The organism is Thermococcus barophilus MP (genome assembly GCF_000151105.2).
In the GTDB taxonomy this organism is placed as follows: domain Archaea; phylum Methanobacteriota_B; class Thermococci; order Thermococcales; family Thermococcaceae; genus Thermococcus_B; species Thermococcus_B barophilus.
This window is the reverse complement of sequence record NC_014804.1, coordinates 850,356-869,205: the sequence shown is the minus strand read 5'-3', so window position 1 is coordinate 869,205 and position 18,850 is coordinate 850,356. Positions and strand designations below refer to the sequence as shown.

Here is an 18,850-nt window from a genome sequence, read left to right as displayed (position 1 = left end):
TTTAAAAATGCACATCCAAAGAATTTTTGTCAAACTCTTTCATTATTCAACGAAAATGGTTATAAATGCCAAAATTGATACCCTTTTGCTGGTATGGAATTTTTGAGGTGATTGAAATGGCCGAGAAGAAAAGAAAAAGAGTTATTATTCTGGGAGCTGCTGGAAGAGACTTCCACAACTTCAACGTCTTCTTTAGAAACAACCCCGATTATGAAGTCGTAGCATTTACAGCCACTCAGATCCCAGATATTGAGGGTAGAATCTACCCACCAGAATTGGCTGGTCCTCTCTATCCAAACGGTATCCCAATCTGGAGCGAAGATGACTTAGAGAAAATCATCAAAGAGCACGACATTGACATTGCAGTTTTTGCTTACTCCGATGTATCACACGAACACGTCATGCACTTAGCCTCAAGAGCCCATGCCGCTGGTGCCGACTTCTGGCTTCTTGGACCTAAGAGCACAATGCTCAAGTCAAGCAAACCAGTTATAGCTGTTACAGCTGTCAGAACTGGCTCAGGAAAGAGCCAGACATCAAGAAAAGTTGCTAAGATTTTGAAGGATCTTGGATATAAAGTTGCTGTCATAAGACACCCAATGCCCTATGGGGACTTGAGAAAGCAGATTGTCCAGAGGTTTGCAACCTATGAAGACCTTGACAAGTACGAATGTACAATCGAGGAGAGAGAGGAGTACGAGCCACACATTGATTATGGTCACGTGGTTTATGCAGGTGTTGACTACGAGAAGATTCTCAGAGAGGCAGAGAAAGAAGCTGATATAATCCTCTGGGATGGAGGAAACAACGACTTCCCGTTCTATGAACCAGATCTCTGGATTGTTGTGGCTGATCCTCACAGACCTGGGCACGAGCTCAAGTACCACCCAGGCGAGACGAATTTCCGCTCGGCTGATGTCATAATCATCAACAAGGTTGAGACAGCATATCCGGAGAACGTGCAGAAAGTTAGAGAGAACATCGAGAAGGTTAATCCAAACGCTATCGTCATTGAAGCAGCTTCTCCAATCTTCGTTGATAAGCCAGAATTGATCAAAGGTAAGAGGGTTCTTGTTGTTGAGGATGGACCAACACTCACACACGGCGGCATGAAGTATGGAGCTGGTTACGTTGCTGCCAAGAAGTTTGGAGCTAAGGAGATCATTGATCCAAGACCATATGCCGTCGGCTCTATCGTTGAGACCTACAAGAAGTATCCACACTTAGATGTTATCCTCCCAGCAATGGGATACGGCAAGAAGCAGATTAAGGAGCTTGAGGAGACAATAAACAGAGCAGATGCTGATGTCGTTGTTATCGGAACACCAATTGACCTGAGGAGAATCCTCAACATCAACAAGCCGGCCGTTCGTGTTAGGTATGAGCTCGAGGAAATTGGGCAGCCAAAGCTCTACGACATCCTCAAGGATTTCGTCGAGAAGTGCGAGAAGCTTAAAAAGAAGGAGTGATCCTCTTTGCTTTTTTCACTTTTCTGAATACATTTTATGCAGTTGAGTTTTTATAGCATAATTATGTAATCCTCATCTGGTGATGCTGTTATGAAACCCATTATAGGCATTGTGGCACAATTCGACTGGGAAACTGGTGCTTTGACAATAAATGATATGTATGTTAAAAGGATTAAAAAAGCCGGGGGAATACCCGTAGCAATCCCTCCTCTCGTTGGAATAACAGATGTCCTTGAGGCAATGGATGGTTTGATTTTTCCAGAAGGGCCAGATATTCATCCTAAGTATTATGGGGGAGAGCTGACGACAAAAATAAGGAATTTGGATGTTCAGAGAGACGAGTTTGAGCTTACTTTAATTAGAGCAGCTCTTGAAAGGAACCTTCCCATCTTGGGAATTGGGAGAGGTGCTCAAGCCCTGAACGTTGCCCTTGGAGGCACTTTGTATCAGGATGTCGTTAGTGAAATTCCAAAGGCTATAAAGCATGACTGGACAAGTGGAGGGAGGTTCTTAGTTCATCCCAGCTGTAAAGTTCATGAAGTCAGGATAAAAACTAATTCAATGCTGTTTGAGATTCTAAAGGAAAAGCTGAACATTGAAGGGACAAATGAAGTTTTTATCGGCGTTAACAGTTTCCATCACCAGGCTATCAGAAAGCTTGGAGATGGTATTAAGCCAGTTGCCTATGCTGATGATGGTATAATCGAAGGTATTGAGATTCCGGAGAAGTTTGCCATCGGGGTTCAGTGGCTTGCAGAATACATGGATGAAATGCAGCCTCTCTTTGATGCCTTAGTTGAAAAAGCCCTTGAGTATAAGAAAGGCAAAATCAGGGAAGAAATAAAGGAGGAAATTATAAGACAAGAAAGTGAAACAGGAAAAATGGCAGAAGAAATAGTTGAAGAGATTATAGAGGAACTAAGTGAGAGCCATCACAGGTAGGGTAGGAATAATACCCCTCTCTACATGAGCCGAATGTAATCCTTCTCTCTTCAATGATCTTTTTTGCTTCCTTTAAGATTTTCATTCTGAAGTCTCTGGGAAGATAATAGTATCCACCAATTCTCTCTCCTCTTTTATACAGCGGTTCGAGCTTTTTCATGAGCTCTGGGAATTTTGCTTTCATTCTTTTCCATGAATCTGGTCTGAGCTTTAGAGTCGAAACTGTTATATGTGAAACAAAGCTCAGTGCATTGACAGTTTCCTCAAATTCTTCCCATGTGTAAAAAGGTATGATTGGATCTATTCTCGCATAAACTGGAATTCCGCTCTTTTTTGCTTTTCTTAGAGCTCTTATTCTGTCTTTAGGTGAGGGAGCGTTTGGTTCTAATGCCTTAGCTTTTTCTTCGTCTATTGTTGTCACTGTTATCCCTACGGCGCATTTAAGTTCTCTTAGAATGTCCAAATCACGCTCAAAAATATCTGATTTTGTTAAGATCGTGCATCTTACATTGTATCTTTTGAAGAGCTGAAGAACTTTTCGTGTAATGCCTAACTGCCTCTCAACTGTTGGATAGGGATCAGAGGAGTAGGAAAGCGAAATTATGAACCTCTTATCAAATTTTCTAAGCTCTTTCTCAAGATTAAGAAGGAGATTCTCTTTAATTCTAACCTTAAAGGCTTTGGGAATGTAAGCCGTTATGTAGCAGTAAATACAAGCATGATCGCAGCCTGTATAAACGTTTAGTGTATATTTAAAGGGACATGTGCAGAGCTTGGATTTCCATGGATCGAATGGTCGTATATACATGAGATAAAGTTTACAAAGCTATTTAAAAAGAATTGCCCCTAATTGATATCCGGGTGGTAAAATGATAACAGGGAAAGTTAGATGGATTGGGAATGAAAAATTTGAGGCAAGTGTTGAAGAAGGAGGAAAAATAATCTTTGGAGAAAAGGGCATCTCTCCTATGAGAACCCTCCTCTTAGCTGTTGCCGGATGCACAGCCATTGATGTTGTCATGATTCTGCAGAAAATGAGAGAACCAATCAAAGACCTCGAAATTGAGATAAGCGGGGAAAGGAGGGAGGAACATCCGAGGATTTACAAAAAGGTTCATATCCACTATAAGATTTATGGAGATGTAAAGCCAGAAAAGGCTAAACGGGCAATAGAACTCAGCCAAAACAAATATTGCTCAGCCTCGGCACATTTGAAGCTCAGCGGAACTGAAGTTGCATACACATTTGAAATCATCAATGAATGAAGTTTTACACGTATGAAAAACTTTAAATGTATTGGCATCATAGTTCATTCCAAGGTGAACTGAATGAGGGGGGATTTAATTAGAATCCTAAGTGCAGTTGAAGAAAAAGCCAACGAGCTCAAAATGGACGGTTTTGAACCCGATATTGTTCTCTTTGGAAAGGAAGCCTATGAGTTCTTAAAGGCTCAGGTGGATGAAGAATTCGGTGAGGATGAGAGGATCACAGAAGTTTCAGGATTAAAGGTAAGAGTCCTTGAAGAGCTTGGCAGGGACGCTGTCGTTATAGATTCCAAGATGCTTGGAATTGGACTGGGAGGAGCAAGAAGGATAAGAATAATTAAAGATTAAATTTGTAGCCATCAAGGATCAGCAAACTCAAAGCAATTGCCGTTATATCTGCCAAACTCCCGGGATTCCTTAGATCTCCTTTTTCCCTTAGGAATTTATCCAGTTCATCGATACTGAAAGTTCCATCCAGTGTTTCTCTCGCCTTCCTCATTACAAGTTCAGCCTCAGTCTTTCCAGCTTTTCTGATAATAAGGGTGTCTGGGGTTGATGCTAAGAGCTCAATAAACGCATTTAAAACAGCTTCTTCAAGGCTGAATTTCTTGGTTAATTCTTTGAGCCTCAGGAATGTCTTGTAGCTGAGTTCATACCCATTTAACCATTCACAAAAAATAAGCTCTCTTTCACAGCTTATTTCAGCTAAGCGTTTGAGGTTGATTCTATCTCTGAAAAGCTCATCAAAAACATTCTCATCATAAACATCATATTTAACTCCGCTCTTTATTCCTTTGGGGTTGGCGATTCTTATTGCCTTGTAGAACTCCATTGCGTCTCTAACTGTTGAATGTTCAATTAACCTTTTTACAAGTTCTCTGGCATCATAAAGGTTTTTTGATATAGTTAAAGCAATTACAAGAGGAATCTCCAGTGCTATTATGCCAAAATTGGGATTTGCATCTTGTGTAGCTTTTGCATTTTGGACTGCCCTTTTGATCATTTCTCCGATATTGGCTTCACTTAGCTGATAATCCCCTCGCTTAATTAATCTGCTGACCTCCGTTGCCTCATAGAGGATATCAACAACAGCAACATTTCCAAAGAGAAAATGATAAAGGGTCAAATCCTCGAAATCTTTAAAGCGGTTCACATTGCCAGGCTTTGGAATCATAACCTCAAGCAAAGGTCCAAGCGTGAAGGCTTTTATTATCTTCCACCTTTCCATTTCTCTCAGCTCACCTTTACTCTTCCTATTACGCTGTCAACTATCAGCTTTAATGTTTTTGTACCGCTTTCATTGGAGTTAGTCTCAATTTTTGTTGCGGAGTCCCTTATGATAGGTACAACTTTGTATTCCGATGGTACATCAATTGTTACATCGCCGATTCCATCTTCCATGGTGATCTGAGAACATTCCTCAATCTCTATGTTGAAATCCCCAACGAAGTCGCTCAGATAAAGCTCTTCACTTCTCATCTGTGAGATGCTGAATCTTCCGACGGTATTTTTTATCATGATTTGGCTTAGGTTATCTTCGAGGTTTATGTAGTAATCCCCAACAGTATTGCTTATTTCAAGGCTTTTCAAGAGTCCTTTACCTGCCTCTACAATCAGCTTGCCGTTCTTATATTTGCTGCATATCTTAGTACATTTAAGAATAAGTGTATCTCCACTTATTTCTCCCTGAATGGGAAGATTCGATGTGACTTTTATTGAGTTTCCATCAGTGCTTATTATTTTAGTTTCAGCTACAATGTCCTGAATAATCAGCTCAGAGGCTTGGAATTCTCCAACGGTGTGCATCTCTTCCTCAATTTTCTCCCCAAACCACTCCCCTATTGAGTACCAGGAAGTTGTGCCGACGTCAGGAACCACTAAGTAAAGGGCAACATAGAGAATAAAGATTGCACTGATTGTAGTTCTCCAAGCTTTGTTCTTTGAGAGCAAGTATAAACCAAGGCAGATAAGAGCAACACCCCAAAATGATGCCTTTATGTAGTGAGCATATGGAGCTAAATATGTTAGCGTCTCAGGGTAGAACTTTTTGAGGAGTATTAGTGCTCCAAGGAACAAAAGGAAAAGTCCAAGTGTTCTTCCCATGTTTTCACCCCCTAATCAGCAAGTATATTCCAAATAGGAGCAGCAAGACTGCTAAGAGAATATCACCCTGAAGATACCACATGAAGGGAGTTATCTTTCTTAAAATCAGGACTCCACCAAGAACAATTAAAATTATTGCGAGGAGCTTTTCATTGTTGTGGTCTTTAACCGTTGAGGCTGGCTTTTTAGAGCTAAATGCTTGTGTCAGTGTTTCATCAATCTCTTTTGCAATTTTTTCCGCTTTTTCAGGAAGTTTATCAAAAGATATCTCTTCCTCAGGCTCTTCCGGCATTATGAGGGCCAAGGCGAAGTACATCAATATTGCAGTTACAGGAGCCAAAAAGAGTAGGATGACATAGATTATCCTCACAAGTGTGGGATCGACATCAAGATACTTTGCTATCCCTCCCAAAACTCCCAAAAATATTTTCTCATCCTTTGAACGATAAAGCCTTCTCTTTTCCATTCCTACCCCCTCATGTAAATTTAGTACTCACATATGGTGTTTCCGTTACTAAAGTCCAAGAAGAGATATATAAAAATTATCATCACAAGAAACAAAGAAACAGGGGAAGAATCACTTTAACAGCTTAACAAATTCTCTCATCCAGGCATATAAATCGCCGGGATGTCTTGAGCTTACCCAATTTCCATCGACTACAACTTCTTTGTCTATGAACTCCGCTCCAGCATTAATAAGATCGTCTTTAATTGTTATTACACATGTTCCCTTTCTTCCTTTTAGAACTCCCGCTGATATCAGAATTTGAGGCCCATGGCAGATTGTTGCCACTGGTTTTCCATCGCTGAACATCTTCCTCGCTATTGCCACAGCCTTTTCATTGATTCTTACTCTCTCCGGCGCTTTTCCTCCCGGTAGAACAAGGGCATCAAACTCGTCTGGATCGACTTCATCGAAAGTTAAATCAACCTTAACCCTGTATCCATGTTTCCCGGTTATATAGTCTTTCTTATTGCTTGCTATAATCACTTCATGCCCTTCTTCCCTTATGCGGTGAAGGGGGTAAATTAGCTCAATATCCTCAAAGTCATCTGCACTCAGAAACAGCACTTTCATTTTTGACACCTCCATAATAACGTTCAGATAAGATTAGAACTGCATCTTTATAAACATTTTCACTCAAAAATGGACAAAAATGGGTAAAAACCTAAATTAGAGGGGAAGTTCTGTAGTTTCTTTATGTACCTTCAGAACTACCATTGTGTGTGTTGCCTCAACGCCATCAATCTCTCCAATTTTGTCAAGGAACTCATTAAGCTCTTCACTTCCTCTTGTTCTAATTTTAACTATCATATCATAGTCGCCGGTAGTCTCATAGATTTCCACAATTTCAGGGTATTTGACAAGTTCTTTGGCAACATAAGCGTATTTTCCAGCTTTTGCTTTAATTAGGATAAACGACAGCATTGTGAATCCAAGTGCCTCGGGGTCAAGAATTACAGTAAACTTTTTGATCACGCCATTTTCTTTAAGCTTCTTTATCCTTTCGTAAATCGTCGATTCAGCCAGCCCAACTGCTTTGGATATTTCCCTCAAGGGAGTTCGGCTGTTCTTCTGAAGTATTCCCAAAATTTTTTTGTCAGTATCATCAAGAGTAGCCCTCACCATCTTCCACCCTTCTAAAATTTTTCGGCAAAGTATATAAATTTGATGATATTTGAACGAGGTACATAGGAACCATATCTTTATAAAATCACTCCATTAACATCTAATGGCGAGAGTAGCGTTTTTAAAGAGGTGACTTTTATGCCGACCAACGTTACAGCAGAGTATCTTGCGGCAGAAGAGGAATATAGGAATGCAAAAACAATCGCAGAAAAAATCAAAGCACTTGAAAAAATGTATGCAACTGTTCCAAAACATAAGGGAACAGAAAAGCTCAGACTCCAAATAAAGCGAAGATTAGCAGAGCTTAGGAAGGAGCTTGAAAAGCAACAAGCTCAGAGAAAAGGGGGAGGTTATTCTTTCAGTGTCAAAAAAGAAGGTGCAGCCCAAATAGTTCTCGCTGGTCTGCCGAATGTAGGTAAATCTTCTCTTTTAAGACGGCTTACTGGAGTAGATACTGATGTTGCCGATTATCCATTCACAACTGTTGAGCCGATTCCTGGAATGATGAAACATAATGACGTTCAAATCCAGCTGGTTGAAGTTCCTGGTTTAGTTGAAGGTGCGTCATTGGGGAAAGGCATGGGAACTCAGCTTTTGGCTGTGATTAGGAATGCTGATGCAATTGCTATTGTCATTGATCTCTCTCAGGATCCCATCAGGCAAATGGAGATAATTCTAAAAGAGTTTGAAAGAGCAGGGATTAAAATCAACAAGAGAAAACCAAGAATTGAAATCAAAAAGATGCCATATGGAGGAATTGTAATTAACGGGCAGGAGAACATTAAGGGCGATATTGAGGAAGTCATGAAAATGCTCCGCGAGGAGAAAATCCACTCTGCGGAGATAACAGTTAAAGAACCGGTAACGCTTGAGGAGTTTGCTGATGCTCTGGATGAGAGCTTAGTATGGAGGAGAGCAATAATTATTGCAAATAAGGGAGATGCCCCTGGAAGCAGAGAAAACTATGAAAAATTGGTTAGAGAATACGGGAATCGCTTTAAAATAGTTCCCGTTTCGGCAAAGAAGGGGATAAATATTGATGTTGTTAAAGATGCTCTTTATGAGCTGGCTGGTATAATTAGGGTTTTCACAAAATCTCCGGGAGAGGAACCGGCTTATCCTCCAATTGCTCTTAGGAAAGGTGCAACTGTTTTGGATGTTGCAAAGAGAATCCATAAGGATTTTGCCAAGAAATTCAAATATGCAAGGGTATGGGGTAAGAGTGTGAAATTCCCGGGACAAAGGGTCGGAGCTGACCATGTATTAGAGGATGGGGATATAGTTGAGATTCATGCACGGTGACATCGTTACATTAAGTCTTTGAACTTAAACTTGTCTCCGGTTAGACTATCCATCACATAGACCTCTTCGTCTTCTTTAAATATCCAGAATACTTTGTATGCCTCCACTTCTTTCACTACCTCCACTTTTGGCGTCCACCAGCTTATGACCATCAGGTTTCCCCAATTAAATGCGCTCTCCACTGCTTTTTGTTTTGCTTCCTCCTTTGTTATATTTGATGGCATAATTGCATCTTCTGGGACTTTCCACTCTTGGATGTCTATAATACCGTCTCCCCTTTCAACTCCAAAACGGTAGCAGTCAACGTATGCAAAATAGTCCATAACTCTATCGGACATTTTTAGACGTTTGTAAAAGAGTTTTATGTGGTATATTCTATAGGGATAGAGAACAAATTTTGCATTCCTTTCATCTTTTGGTTTAAATACTGGCTTCATGACTTTAACCGTTGCGATTCCCATTTGACCATCCCCATAACAGTTTAACATACTCCTTGCTTATAACACTAATTGATGAAGTATAATTCATAAAAATCTGTTGCACATATCCAAATTTTGTGCGGCGTTAGTTTTATATACGTAAAGTGTATAAATGAAAATTGCAGTACATTGTTGCTGCACCAAGTTGTCGGAGGTGAAAAAATGGGCCTTAGTGGTGCTGCTTGGGCAACATTGATTGTACCTACTCTTTTAGGGATTTTGGTAATGGTGCTGTATGGCTTTTGGGACAAAATAACAGGCAAAGAATACTATGTAGACGATGAAATACTGGCATACGACGAGGAGCTGCTAAAAGAGCTTGAGGGGGGTAAGAAATGAACGCTGGCATACTAATTGGTTTTTTGGCATACTTGGCCCTTTTGGCATACATCGGCTGGTGGGCAAACAGGTTTACAAAAACCGAAGATCAGTATTTCGTTGGTGGAAGAAAAGTCCACATTCTTGCTGCCGCTCTCAGTGATAAAGCAAGCGACTTCTCTGGCTGGCTGATGCTTGGTTATCCAGGGAGTGCATTTAAAGCAGGTTTGGGTGCATTTTGGGCGGCAATTGGATGTCTCTTTGGAACCTTGGCAGACTATGTGCTAATTGGGCCAAGATTGAGAATTTATGCAGGTAAATTCAGGGCAATTACAGTCCCAGACTACTTGGAGGCGAGGCTTAAGGATGATACAAAGCTGATTAGAATCCTTGGTGCTGCGATTATATTGGTTTTCATGACAGCTTATGTAGCAGCACAATTTGCAGCGGGTGGAAAAGCCTTAGCCCAGGCGTTTGATATCAGTGTAAACACTGGTATCTTAATAACAGTGATTATACTGACTGCCTATGTTATTACGGGAGGATTCTTTGCAGTTGTTTGGACAGATGTAGTGCAGGCGCTGTTTATGCTGCTGACACTTATTATAGTGCCCATCTTAGCCCTTGCAAAGATTGGCGGGCTTGAAAAGGCAACCCAATACATGGAGCCTGCAAAGCTACATCCATTCGGAGGAGCTGTCGGGTTTGCTGCATTGATTTTTGCCATCGGTTATGCTTCATGGATCGTTGGATATCTTGGTCAGCCTCACATAGTCACAAGGTACATGAGTGTTGAAGATCCAAGGAAGCTCAGGAGACCCGGTATATTCATCAGCGGCATATGGACAATTATCGTCCTCTGGGGCGCATTCTTTGCTGGATTCCTTGGATATGCTATGGTGAAGGCGGGGATTCTACAAGTTAGTGATCCAGAGAGAGTCATTCCTGCAATGGCTGTTGAGCTCATGCCCTCCTGGCTGGCTGGATTCGTCATCGCAGGTATAATTTCAGCAATAATGAGTACTGCCGACTCCCAATTGCTGGTTGCTTCCTCAGCGGTTACGAGAGATCTGTATCACAAAGTTCTTGGAAAGGAGCTTGGGAAGAAGCAGATAGTCAACATCGGTAGAATAGTTGTCTTAGGCGTTGCAATCTTTGCACTCTACGGAGCACTGACGGGAAGCAAGTTCATTTATGGTATGGTTGCGACTGCATGGGGCGGCTTGGCTGTTGGATTTGGCCCAATATTAACCCTGAGTCTGTGGTGGAAGAGGGTTACAAAAGAGGCTGGAATTATAGGAATGGCATACGGTTTAATCTCTGAGGTCATTCTTGAGTCAAAGATTTATGGATGGGCATTCAATCCAAATGCCCCGGGATTCTTTGGAACCCTTGGATCGATCTTCAATGGCGTTCCAGTGTTCTTCATAAACTTCTTTGTCACACTGTTTATAATAATTATTATCAGCTTGCTAACGAAGCCACCAGAAGACGTTGTTAAGCTTCATGAGCAGATTTTCAAGAAGGTTCCAGTGCAGGAAGGTAGCAAGAAAGTTATGGAGGCAAGGGCAAAGAGCCAAATTGAAAATGTCGCAGAGTTCATCAAAGCCAGAGGGTTTGCTTGATTCTTCATTCTGTTTTTAACTTTTTGTTTAAAACCTTTAGTTTCAACATTAAGGTTTATAAGCCTCAAAGAGTTCTACAATATGGGATTAAGCTAAAGAAGGTGATATCATGCGCCCTTTAGATCTGTATGAGAAGGATTCCTCTAAGAAAGTTACAATTTATTTTGAGGGGAAATCTCTTGAAGCATACGAAGGAGAGCCTATTCATGTTGCACTGCTTGCAAATGGGATAAAGTGGATCACACTGAGCGGACATGGACGAAAAAGGGGGGCATTCACTTTTGGTCCAGTTCTTGTAACTGTTAATGGTGTCAGGAACTATGATGGCAGGAAGACTAAGGTTTGGGATGGGATGAAAATTGAAATGCAGAGCTATATGGAACCCCTACCGGAACATTTGGGAGAAATGGGCAAAGTTGAAAGGTATTATACTGATGTTGTGATTGTTGGTAGCGGTGCTGCGGGATTAGGGGCTGCTCTGGAAATGCAAGACAGTCTTGATGTCATGATTTTTGAGGAAAAGGGAAGATTAGGCTGGGGCTTGCTGAAGAGGAGCGTGCCTCTTAGTAATAGTAAAAAGCCGAAAGAATTTAGAAAGGAACTTGTTGAACGGCTCAGGGTTAAAGCCTTTACAAGGACGCCAGTTCTTGGTGTCTTTCGTGACGGAGATTATTTTATTGTAGTTGCAAATAAGGAAAAAGACCTAATAGAGGTTACAGCTAAGAGGGTTGTTGTTTCAACAGGAGGCATAGCAAAATTTGCACTGTTTGAGAACAACGAAATGCCTGGCGTATTTAGAGAGGATTTTGTTCTTGAATTGTTAAACATCTGGGGTGTCAAACCTGGGAACAAGATAACACTCTACGGCAGCAATTCTCAAAATATTGCCAGAGAATTTGAGAATCATGGTTTAAATTATATCCTCATTGAAAATCCGATAGTAAGAGCAGAAGGAAAGAACGAGGTTGAGAGGGTTGTAGATGCAAAAGGGAATGTTTATGAGACAGACGCTTTGATAATCGCCGAGGGATACAGACCTGATATTCATTTGGCACAGCAGGTGGGAGCTGAGATAACGTATGTGGAAGATCTGGGTGGTTATCTTCCTCTTAGGAACAAAAGAAATGAGATTGTTGACGGAGTTTATATAGCTGGAAACGCTTCTTGGATTAAAGGAAGTTACGAAAACTATCTCGAGGGTAGATTGGTTGGAGCTTATATCCTTGAGGAATTTGGATTCAAAAGCAATGTTGATCAAATAAAAGAGGAGTTTCTCAAGAAAATTGGGAATAAAGCATCTCTTCTTGAGGAGGTGATTTTATGATTAAGTTCAATCTTGATTTAGAGAAGGTTAATCCAGAAGAGGTTTTTATATGCGGATGTGATGTTACACTGAAAGACATTCTTGACTTAATTGATCAGGGGATTACGGACATCCAATTAATTAAACGGTTGACCCATGTTGGTATGGGTTTCTGCCAGGGGAGATACTGCATTGACACGGTGGCTCAGATAATTGCGTGGAAGACAGGAAAGGATTTGAAGGAGATAAAGCTGCCGGTTGCCAGAATGCCAGTCAGACCAGTGAAAATGAAGGTGATGGCAGATGAGGAGTGAGATTGTTATCATTGGCGGGGGGATTGTTGGAGTTACACTCGCCTATGAGCTTGCGAAAAGGGGAGAACAGGTTACAGTGCTGGAAAAGAAGTACATTGGTTCGGGCTCAACTTTTAGGTGCGGAACTGGAATAAGACAGCAGTTTACTGATGAAGCCAACATTAAGGTTATGAAACGTTCAGTTGAGCTGTGGAAGAAATACAGTGAAGAACTTGGTTTTCCATTTAAGCAGACGGGATATCTATTTCTTCTCTATGACGATGAGGAAGTGAAGGAGTTTAAGAAAAATATAAAGCTCCAGAACAGGCTTGGAGTTCCTACAAGGCTGATAACCCCAGAAGAGGCTAAAGAGATCGTCCCTGTTTTGGATACGAGTGAAGTTATTGCAGCATCATGGAATCCAACTGATGGAAAAGCTGACCCATTCTTTGCCACAACTGCGTTTGCAAGGGAAGCAGAAAAACTTGGTGCTGAAATCTTAGAGTATACCGAGGCAAAGGACATAATAGTTGAAGAAGGTGAGATAAAGGGAGTTAAAACAAATAAAGGTATGATTGAAACCGGGATTATTGTAAATGCCGCAAATGCATGGGCTAAGCTGATTAATGCAATGGCTAAAATTCCAATTAAAATCCCGATTGAACCATATAAACATCAAGGAGTTATTACACAGCCACTTAAGGAAGGACAGATCAACCCAATGGTGATATCCTTGAAGTATAACGATGCATATTTAACTCAAACAGAACATGGTGGTATTATTGGGGGAGTAGGGGTTGAATACGGCCCTACCTACGATTTAACACCCACTTATGAGTTTATAAGAGAAGTTAGTAAAGCATTTATAAAGATAATTCCAGTTCTTGGTGAGCTTTTAATCCTTAGAACATGGGCTGGGTTCTATGCCAAAACACCAGACAGCAATCCAGCAATTGGCAGGATAGAAGAGATTGATGAATTCTACATTGCTGCCGGCTTTAGTGGACATGGCTTTATGATGGCTCCAGCTGTTGCTGAGATGCTTGCAGATTTGATAACAAAAGGAAGAACTGATTTGCCAGTTGAATGGTATGATCCATATCGCTTTGAGCGTGGAGAGTTAAGGGAAACCGCACTTCAGATGGGATGATTTTTATCTTATAATCCTTTTTATTGAAAGATTTTCGTCTATTCTCAGATTAATTGGACATTGTTATATTCTGAAATCTTAATTAGACAAAAGAAAGGCAACCAAAGGTGCAAAACTTTTTTATCAGAAAATCCTCATAAACAAGTTTTACATATTTCATGCTGGTGAAACTTATGAGGCTCACTGAACACCCTGTTCTTGATTTTCAAAAAAAGCGTGGCAGAAAGATTACAATCTATTTTGAGGGACAACCAGTTGAGGCATATGAAGGAGAGACAATAGTCATGGCATTACATGCTGCTGGTATAAGAGTTCTTGGATACAGTGTTCACAAACATAGACCTCGAGGCTTGTTCTGTGCAATTGGAAAGTGCTCCTCATGTTTGATGACAGTGAATGGAATTCCGAATGTAAGAACATGCATAACACTCGTTGAAGAGGGCATGGATATAAGAATGCAATGGGAGAAGCCAACACTGCCCAGGGATGCAAAACCTCCAGAATGGAAGGAGGCAGAAAAAGTTTCTGGTGATATAGTGATTATTGGTGGAGGACCTGCTGGACTTATGGCTGCAGTAAATGCTGCTGATGCCGGAGCTAAGGTCATTCTTCTTGATGAAAATCCAATGCTTGGTGGCCAGCTGGTAAAGCAGACCCATAAGTTCTTTGGAAAGAGAGAGCAGTTTGCAGGAGTTAGAGGGATCAAGATAGCGGAAATTTTAGAGGAAGAAGTTAGAAAAAGAGAAAACATTGAGATTTTCCTTGAAACTTCAGCGATAATGCTTCTTCAGGATGGAGATGAAAAGCTCGTAGTTGGAGTCAGGAAAAATAAAGAGCTGATTGAGTTTAGAGGAAAAGCTGTTATTGTGGCAACTGGAGCAATGGAAAAGATGATACCCTTTGAGGGCAATGATCTGCCTGGTGTTTACGGAGCGGGAGCCATTCAGACATTAATGAACACATATGGAGTCAAACCTGGAGATAGAGTTCTCATTGTTGGTGCCGGAAACGTTGGATTAATCTTAGCTTACCAGCTGATCCAGGCTGGTGTTGAAGTAAAAGCTATAGTTGAGGCTATGCCAAAGATTGGAGGCTATTTCGTCCACGCAGCAAAGGTTAGAAGATTGGGTGTTCCAATTCTGACGAGACATACAATTCTTAGAGCTGAAGGAAAAGAAAAAGTTGAGAGAGCAGTTGTTGCTCAAATTGACGAAAAATGGAGACCAATTCCGGGAACCGAGAAAGTATTTGATGTTGATGTTATTGCCTTAGCCGTTGGACTAAGGCCAAGCATAGAGCTCCTTCATCAGGTCGGCTGTCAAATTAAATACGTTCCAGAGCTTGGAGGGCACGTTGTGATTAGAGACAGCAGAATGGAAACGACAGTTAAGGGAATCTTTGTCGCTGGAGATTCGGCGGGAATTGAAGAGGCAACGACGGCAATGCTTGAAGGAAAGATAGCTGGAATTGCCGCCGCTCTGGAAATTGGCATTGCACCACCAGAATGGCTCAAAGAGATAGAAAAAGCCCAGAAAGAGCTTGACGAGTTTAGAGCCGGGCCATTTGGTAGGAAAGTTCTTGAGGGTATTAAGAAGGTGGTGGTAAAATGAGTGAAATTCCACACTACCTCAGAGAGGGATTCATAACACTTGAAGAGCTCAAGAAAGCCATAGAGCTTCCCAGCGAGGAGCGCTTGAGGAAAAGACCTGTTGCAATTCCTGAATGTCCTCAGGAAATTCCGTGCACGCCGTGTAAGGAAATCTGCCCCACAAACGCTGTTCTTATGGAAAATCCAAATGCAACTCCGATCGTTGATTACGAAAAATGCATTGGCTGTTCTCTCTGTGTGCAGATTTGTCCCGGCTTGGCATTCTTCATGATTCACTACGTTGGTGATAAAGCCAGAGTGACTATGCCACATGAGCTTCTACCAGTCCCAAAGGTTGGAGAGGAAGTGATTTTGCTCAACAGAGTCGGAGAAGAAGTAGGAAGAGGGAAGGTGATTACAGTGGTGCCGAGAGGGAAGAGCAAGGGAGATACGCCAATAATAACGGTTGAAATGCCGATTGAACTCGCTTGGGATGTCAGAGCTGTCAAGGTGGTGAGAGAATGAGGAATAAGAAAAACATCATAATCTGCCGCTGTAATGAGGTAACTCAGGAGGAAATCGAGGCTCTAATAGACCAGGGAGTCACTGACATCGAGATGATAAAGAGGCTTTTAAGGATAGGCATGGGGCCGTGTCAAGGAAGGACTTGCCTTCCGATGGTGATCTCAATTCTTGCAAGAAAAACTGGTAGAAGACCAAACGAAATCAAGCTTCCTGCAACAAGAATTCCCGTGAGACCCGTTCCAGCCGGAGTATTGGTGGGTGAGATGGAGAGTGATGGAAATGAAGAGTAGAGCTGAAGTTGTCATTATTGGTGGAGGCGTCATTGGACTCTCAATAGCTTACCATTTAGGAAAGCTTGGTGTTGAAGACGTTGTTGTCCTTGAGAAGAACTACATAGGTTCAGGTTCAACCTTCAGATGTGCCTCTGGAATCAGAGCACAATTTACCGATGAAGCAAATATAAAGCTTCAAAAGTACAACATCGATAGATGGAGGAGGCTTAGTGATGAGCTTGAGCATGATATAAACTTCAAACAGAGCGGATATCTATTCTTAGCAACAAGTGAGGAGGAAGTTGAAGTATTTAAGAAAAATATAAAGCTTCAGAACAAGTTTGGAGTGCCTACAAGGCTCATTAGCATGGATGAGGCAAAAGAAATTGTCCCACCCCTTAATACAGAGCCTTTCTTAGCGGGTGCATGGAACCCTGAAGATGGCAAGGCAAGTCCGTTCCACGTTGTTTACGGGTTTGCAAAGAAAGCAAAAGAGTTTGGTGTTGAGATTTACGAATATACACCGGCGGTTGATATATTGGTGGAAAAGAGCGAAATAAAAGGGGTTAAAACGGAAAAAGGCATAATAAAGACTGGAATAGTAATTAACGCTGCAAATGCTTGGGCACCAATAATAAATGAAATGGCTGGGCTGAAGAGGGATTTTATCCCAATAAAGCCGTACAAACATCAACTTGTCAAAACCGAGCCAATAGCTCCGGGTCAGATTGAACCATTGACGTGCCCCCCAGCATGGAACGACTCTTATGTCATCCAAGATGGTGAAGACGGCGGTGTTATCTGCGGAACTGGGCTTGAGAAGCTCACTTATTTGGATGATGTTCAACCTACATATGACTTCATGAGGGAAGTTCTTAAGTGGGCAACAAAAATTATTCCTGCTTTGAAGTATGTTCACGTCGTTAGGCAGTGGGCAGGATTTTATGCCAAAACACCAGACAGCAATCCTGCAATAGGAAGGATTCAGTATGTGGATGAGTTTTATATAGCTGCTGGCTTTAGTGGGCACGGTTTCATGATGGCACCAGGAGTTGGTGAGGCAATTGCAGAGCTGATAGTGAAAGGAAAGAGCAAAGTTCCACTTGATTGGGAGTGGTATGATCCACACAGATTTGAGCGTGGAGAATTGAGAAGTGCAGCATTCCAGATTGGTTGATTTTTGATTCTTCTTTTTTGGTTTCCGTTTTAGGGTGGTTTCTTTTTGCATCAGTAGGGCTTTTTTGAGTGAACCCCTAAGAAACTGCTAACTAAGCAGGAATATACTCCAAAAAAGCACTTTGAAAATAATAAACGAACTTTGATCAAGCTTTTCTCAGAAAAGTTTCTGGTGCGGGGGCCGGGATTTGAACCCGGGAACCCCTGCGGGACGGGACCCTAAATCCCGCGCCTTTGACCAGGCTCGGCAACCCCCGCCCGAATTTTATCAGCTACCTGCAATATTTAAAGGTTTCTGAGGCAAGCTTAAATATAACAAGATACAAAACTACTCTTTGGGTAGTTCCATGTATAAGGTTATTTCTCCAGGAAGGGTTAATTTGATTGGTGAGCATACAGATTATACCTTTGGCTATGTTATGCCAATGGCTGTGAATCTTTACACAGTTATTGAAGGTGAGAAAAGTGAATCTGTGGAGTTGTACTCGGAACACTTTAAAGAGACAAGGACTTTTGAGTTAAATAACCTTGAAAAGGAGAATTCATGGATTGACTATGTTAAAGGAATTTACAAGGTTCTCTTTGAGGCGGGTTTCAAGCTTAGGGGAATTAGAGGGAGGATCAGCGGTAACTTGCCGATTGGAGCTGGATTAAGCTCCTCGGCGAGTTTTGAACTTGCAATAATGCAGTTTCTGAATGAAGTCTACAACTTGGAGATTTCAAGAGAAGATATGGCACTCCTTGCACAAAAGGCAGAGAATGAGTTTGTTGGTATTCCTTGTGGTATAATGGATCAATTTATAATTGCCCTTGGAAAAAAGGGACATGCAGTGTTCATTGATACTGAAACTCTTCACTATGAGTACATACCTCTTCCCAAAGATATGCAGATTTTGGTTTTCTACACAGGCATTAGGCGTAAGTTGGCGGCTTCTGCCTATGCTGATAGAAGGAGAGTGGCAGAAACAATCCTCAAGCGCATAGGAAAGAAATCCTCAAAAGAAGTAACTGAGAGAGATTTAAGAGGATTGCCGGGAATTTACAAAAAGCGCTTTGCCTACATTATAAGGGAAAATGAAAGGGTCTTAGAAGCAAAAGAAGCCCTCAAGGAAGGAGATATAGAACAATTTGGAAGAATTCTGACAAAGGCTCACTGGGATATAGCTGAGAATTATGGCGTGAGCTGTGGAGAGCTTGATTTCTTTGTAAGAAAAGTTGTCAAGCTTGGAGCCTATGGGGCAAGACTAACTGGGGCAGGGTTTGGAGGAGCAGCGATAGCTGTAGTGGATAGAGAAGAATCTAAGAAAATTGGGGAGAAAATTTTGAGGGAATACACTAAGGCATTCAACTGGAAAGCCCAGTATTTTTTAGTTGAAGCTTCTGATGGGGTGAAGATGGTTTAGGTGAGTG

Annotated in this window: 22 protein-coding genes and 1 tRNA gene; 15 read left to right on the top strand and 8 right to left on the bottom strand. The window is 41.5% G+C overall.

The window, feature by feature from the left end; all coding sequences use genetic code 11:
* The first annotated feature begins 116 nt into the window (after window positions 1-116).
* Both TERMP_RS04950 and TERMP_RS04945 read left to right on the top strand, forming a co-directional pair.
* Window positions 117-1,469, top strand: coding sequence for a cyclic 2,3-diphosphoglycerate synthase (locus TERMP_RS04950; protein WP_013467266.1), 1,353 nt, complete (start codon window positions 117-119; stop codon window positions 1,467-1,469).
* Between the two features lie 90 nt (window positions 1,470-1,559).
* On the top strand, window positions 1,560-2,411 hold the full coding sequence (locus tag TERMP_RS04945; protein ID WP_013467265.1) for a gamma-glutamyl-gamma-aminobutyrate hydrolase family protein: 852 nt from the start codon (window positions 1,560-1,562) through the stop codon (window positions 2,409-2,411).
* On the opposite strand, the gene TERMP_RS04940 is transcribed toward TERMP_RS04945, so the two are convergent.
* Entirely contained in the window at window positions 2,377-3,219 is an 843-nt protein-coding gene (locus TERMP_RS04940; RefSeq protein WP_013467264.1) for an SPL family radical SAM protein, read from the bottom strand. The genes TERMP_RS04945 and TERMP_RS04940 overlap by 35 nt on opposite strands.
* Before the next feature lie 61 nt (window positions 3,220-3,280).
* Here TERMP_RS04940 and TERMP_RS04935 point away from each other — a divergent pair, with 61 nt between their 5' ends.
* Together TERMP_RS04935 and TERMP_RS04930 are read left to right on the top strand one after the other, a co-directional pair.
* On the top strand, window positions 3,281-3,676 hold the full coding sequence (locus TERMP_RS04935; protein WP_013467263.1) for an OsmC family protein: 396 nt from the start codon (window positions 3,281-3,283) through the stop codon (window positions 3,674-3,676).
* A gap of 63 nt (window positions 3,677-3,739) precedes the next feature.
* Window positions 3,740-4,024: a family 4A encapsulin nanocompartment shell protein gene (locus tag TERMP_RS04930; RefSeq protein WP_013467262.1), complete on the top strand. Its 285-nt coding sequence runs from the start codon at window positions 3,740-3,742 to the stop codon at window positions 4,022-4,024.
* Here the strand turns inward: TERMP_RS04930 and TERMP_RS04925 are convergent.
* From TERMP_RS04925 to TERMP_RS04905, 5 genes are all read right to left on the bottom strand, one after another.
* A complete protein-coding gene (locus TERMP_RS04925) occupies window positions 4,014-4,904 on the bottom strand; it encodes a triphosphoribosyl-dephospho-CoA synthase (protein WP_013467261.1) in 891 nt (296 codons plus the stop codon). The genes TERMP_RS04930 and TERMP_RS04925 overlap by 11 nt on opposite strands.
* A 5-nt stretch (window positions 4,905-4,909) precedes the next feature.
* Complete coding sequence (locus TERMP_RS11640) at window positions 4,910-5,779, bottom strand: hypothetical protein (RefSeq protein ID WP_013467260.1); 870 nt, start codon at window positions 5,777-5,779, stop codon at window positions 4,910-4,912.
* Between the two features lie 4 nt (window positions 5,780-5,783).
* On the bottom strand, window positions 5,784-6,245 hold the full coding sequence (locus tag TERMP_RS04915) for a PspC domain-containing protein (RefSeq protein ID WP_013467259.1): 462 nt from the start codon (window positions 6,243-6,245) through the stop codon (window positions 5,784-5,786).
* Window positions 6,246-6,356: 111 nt separating this feature from the next.
* A complete protein-coding gene (pfpI, locus tag TERMP_RS04910; protein ID WP_013467258.1) occupies window positions 6,357-6,857 on the bottom strand; it encodes a deglycase PfpI in 501 nt (166 codons plus the stop codon).
* Between the two features lie 96 nt (window positions 6,858-6,953).
* Entirely contained in the window at window positions 6,954-7,406 is a 453-nt protein-coding gene (locus tag TERMP_RS04905) for an Lrp/AsnC family transcriptional regulator (protein ID WP_048159929.1), read from the bottom strand.
* A 141-nt stretch (window positions 7,407-7,547) separates the two neighbouring features.
* Here TERMP_RS04905 and TERMP_RS04900 point away from each other — a divergent pair, with 141 nt between their 5' ends.
* Window positions 7,548-8,711 (top strand): OBG GTPase family GTP-binding protein, encoded by a 1,164-nt coding sequence (locus TERMP_RS04900; protein ID WP_013467256.1) that lies wholly within the window; start codon window positions 7,548-7,550, stop codon window positions 8,709-8,711.
* 5 nt (window positions 8,712-8,716) lie between these two features.
* Here the strand turns inward: TERMP_RS04900 and TERMP_RS04895 are convergent, their stop codons facing one another.
* A complete protein-coding gene (locus tag TERMP_RS04895) occupies window positions 8,717-9,172 on the bottom strand; it encodes a hypothetical protein (RefSeq protein ID WP_013467255.1) in 456 nt (151 codons plus the stop codon).
* Window positions 9,173-9,352: 180 nt separating this feature from the next.
* On the opposite strand from TERMP_RS04895, the gene TERMP_RS11580 reads away from it, so the two are divergent.
* The 9 genes from TERMP_RS11580 to TERMP_RS04860 all read left to right on the top strand — a co-directional run bounded on the left by TERMP_RS11580 (window position 9,353) and on the right by TERMP_RS04860 (window position 17,441).
* Window positions 9,353-9,529, top strand: a complete 177-nt coding sequence (locus TERMP_RS11580) for a hypothetical protein (protein WP_013467254.1) — start codon at window positions 9,353-9,355, stop codon at window positions 9,527-9,529.
* Entirely contained in the window at window positions 9,526-11,133 is a 1,608-nt protein-coding gene (locus tag TERMP_RS04890; protein WP_013467253.1) for a sodium/proline symporter, read from the top strand. The genes TERMP_RS11580 and TERMP_RS04890 overlap by 4 nt, the downstream gene beginning before the upstream one ends.
* Window positions 11,134-11,242: 109 nt before the next feature.
* Window positions 11,243-12,457, top strand: coding sequence for an FAD-dependent oxidoreductase (locus tag TERMP_RS04885; RefSeq protein ID WP_013467252.1), 1,215 nt, complete (start codon window positions 11,243-11,245; stop codon window positions 12,455-12,457).
* Window positions 12,454-12,750 carry a (2Fe-2S)-binding protein gene (locus TERMP_RS11675; protein ID WP_013467251.1) on the top strand — a complete coding sequence of 99 codons (297 nt, stop codon included), beginning with the start codon at window positions 12,454-12,456 and terminating at the stop codon, window positions 12,748-12,750. Before TERMP_RS04885 ends, TERMP_RS11675 begins: the two co-directional genes overlap by 4 nt.
* Complete coding sequence (locus TERMP_RS04880; RefSeq protein WP_013467250.1) at window positions 12,740-13,879, top strand: NAD(P)/FAD-dependent oxidoreductase; 1,140 nt, start codon at window positions 12,740-12,742, stop codon at window positions 13,877-13,879. The genes TERMP_RS11675 and TERMP_RS04880 overlap by 11 nt, the downstream gene beginning before the upstream one ends.
* Window positions 13,880-14,052: 173 nt before the next feature.
* The gene (locus TERMP_RS04875; RefSeq protein ID WP_013467249.1) at window positions 14,053-15,489 is read left to right on the top strand and encodes an FAD-dependent oxidoreductase; all 1,437 of its coding nucleotides are present in this window, start codon (window positions 14,053-14,055) and stop codon (window positions 15,487-15,489) included.
* A complete protein-coding gene (locus TERMP_RS04870) occupies window positions 15,486-15,992 on the top strand; it encodes a 4Fe-4S binding protein (RefSeq protein WP_013467248.1) in 507 nt (168 codons plus the stop codon). The genes TERMP_RS04875 and TERMP_RS04870 overlap by 4 nt, the downstream gene beginning before the upstream one ends.
* Entirely contained in the window at window positions 15,989-16,282 is a 294-nt protein-coding gene (locus TERMP_RS04865; RefSeq protein WP_013467247.1) for a (2Fe-2S)-binding protein, read from the top strand. Before TERMP_RS04870 ends, TERMP_RS04865 begins: the two co-directional genes overlap by 4 nt.
* Entirely contained in the window at window positions 16,272-17,441 is a 1,170-nt protein-coding gene (locus TERMP_RS04860) for an NAD(P)/FAD-dependent oxidoreductase (RefSeq protein WP_013467246.1), read from the top strand. Before TERMP_RS04865 ends, TERMP_RS04860 begins: the two co-directional genes overlap by 11 nt.
* 169 nt (window positions 17,442-17,610) lie before the next feature.
* Here the strand turns inward: TERMP_RS04860 and TERMP_RS04855 are convergent.
* Window positions 17,611-17,698, bottom strand: a tRNA-Leu gene (locus tag TERMP_RS04855).
* Between the two features lie 89 nt (window positions 17,699-17,787).
* On the opposite strand from TERMP_RS04855, the gene TERMP_RS04850 reads away from it, so the two are divergent.
* A complete protein-coding gene (locus TERMP_RS04850) occupies window positions 17,788-18,843 on the top strand; it encodes a galactokinase (protein WP_013467245.1) in 1,056 nt (351 codons plus the stop codon).
* Window positions 18,844-18,850: the final 7 nt, after the last annotated feature.

Excerpts from the sequence above, each read along its gene's own strand:
- TERMP_RS04950 (WP_013467266.1), top strand. The coding sequence starts at position 117 with ATGGCCGAGAAGAAAAGAAAAAGAGTTATTATTCTGGGAGCTGCTGGA.
- TERMP_RS04945 (WP_013467265.1), top strand. The coding sequence starts at position 1,560 with ATGAAACCCATTATAGGCATTGTGGCACAATTCGACTGGGAAACTGGT.
- TERMP_RS04940 (WP_013467264.1), bottom strand. The coding sequence starts at position 3,219 with ATGTATATACGACCATTCGATCCATGGAAATCCAAGCTCTGCACATGT.
- TERMP_RS04935 (WP_013467263.1), top strand. The coding sequence starts at position 3,281 with ATGATAACAGGGAAAGTTAGATGGATTGGGAATGAAAAATTTGAGGCA.
- TERMP_RS04930 (WP_013467262.1), top strand. The coding sequence starts at position 3,740 with ATGAGGGGGGATTTAATTAGAATCCTAAGTGCAGTTGAAGAAAAAGCC.
- TERMP_RS04925 (WP_013467261.1), bottom strand. The coding sequence starts at position 4,904 with ATGGAAAGGTGGAAGATAATAAAAGCCTTCACGCTTGGACCTTTGCTT.
- TERMP_RS11640 (WP_013467260.1), bottom strand. The coding sequence starts at position 5,779 with ATGGGAAGAACACTTGGACTTTTCCTTTTGTTCCTTGGAGCACTAATA.
- TERMP_RS04915 (WP_013467259.1), bottom strand. The coding sequence starts at position 6,245 with ATGGAAAAGAGAAGGCTTTATCGTTCAAAGGATGAGAAAATATTTTTG.
- pfpI (WP_013467258.1), bottom strand. The coding sequence starts at position 6,857 with ATGAAAGTGCTGTTTCTGAGTGCAGATGACTTTGAGGATATTGAGCTA.
- TERMP_RS04900 (WP_013467256.1), top strand. The coding sequence starts at position 7,548 with ATGCCGACCAACGTTACAGCAGAGTATCTTGCGGCAGAAGAGGAATAT.
- TERMP_RS04895 (WP_013467255.1), bottom strand. The coding sequence starts at position 9,172 with ATGGGAATCGCAACGGTTAAAGTCATGAAGCCAGTATTTAAACCAAAA.
- TERMP_RS11580 (WP_013467254.1), top strand. The coding sequence starts at position 9,353 with ATGGGCCTTAGTGGTGCTGCTTGGGCAACATTGATTGTACCTACTCTT.
- TERMP_RS04890 (WP_013467253.1), top strand. The coding sequence starts at position 9,526 with ATGAACGCTGGCATACTAATTGGTTTTTTGGCATACTTGGCCCTTTTG.
- TERMP_RS04885 (WP_013467252.1), top strand. The coding sequence starts at position 11,243 with ATGCGCCCTTTAGATCTGTATGAGAAGGATTCCTCTAAGAAAGTTACA.
- TERMP_RS11675 (WP_013467251.1), top strand. The coding sequence starts at position 12,454 with ATGATTAAGTTCAATCTTGATTTAGAGAAGGTTAATCCAGAAGAGGTT.
- TERMP_RS04880 (WP_013467250.1), top strand. The coding sequence starts at position 12,740 with ATGAGGAGTGAGATTGTTATCATTGGCGGGGGGATTGTTGGAGTTACA.
- TERMP_RS04875 (WP_013467249.1), top strand. The coding sequence starts at position 14,053 with ATGAGGCTCACTGAACACCCTGTTCTTGATTTTCAAAAAAAGCGTGGC.
- TERMP_RS04870 (WP_013467248.1), top strand. The coding sequence starts at position 15,486 with ATGAGTGAAATTCCACACTACCTCAGAGAGGGATTCATAACACTTGAA.
- TERMP_RS04865 (WP_013467247.1), top strand. The coding sequence starts at position 15,989 with ATGAGGAATAAGAAAAACATCATAATCTGCCGCTGTAATGAGGTAACT.
- TERMP_RS04860 (WP_013467246.1), top strand. The coding sequence starts at position 16,272 with ATGAAGAGTAGAGCTGAAGTTGTCATTATTGGTGGAGGCGTCATTGGA.
- TERMP_RS04850 (WP_013467245.1), top strand. The coding sequence starts at position 17,788 with ATGTATAAGGTTATTTCTCCAGGAAGGGTTAATTTGATTGGTGAGCAT.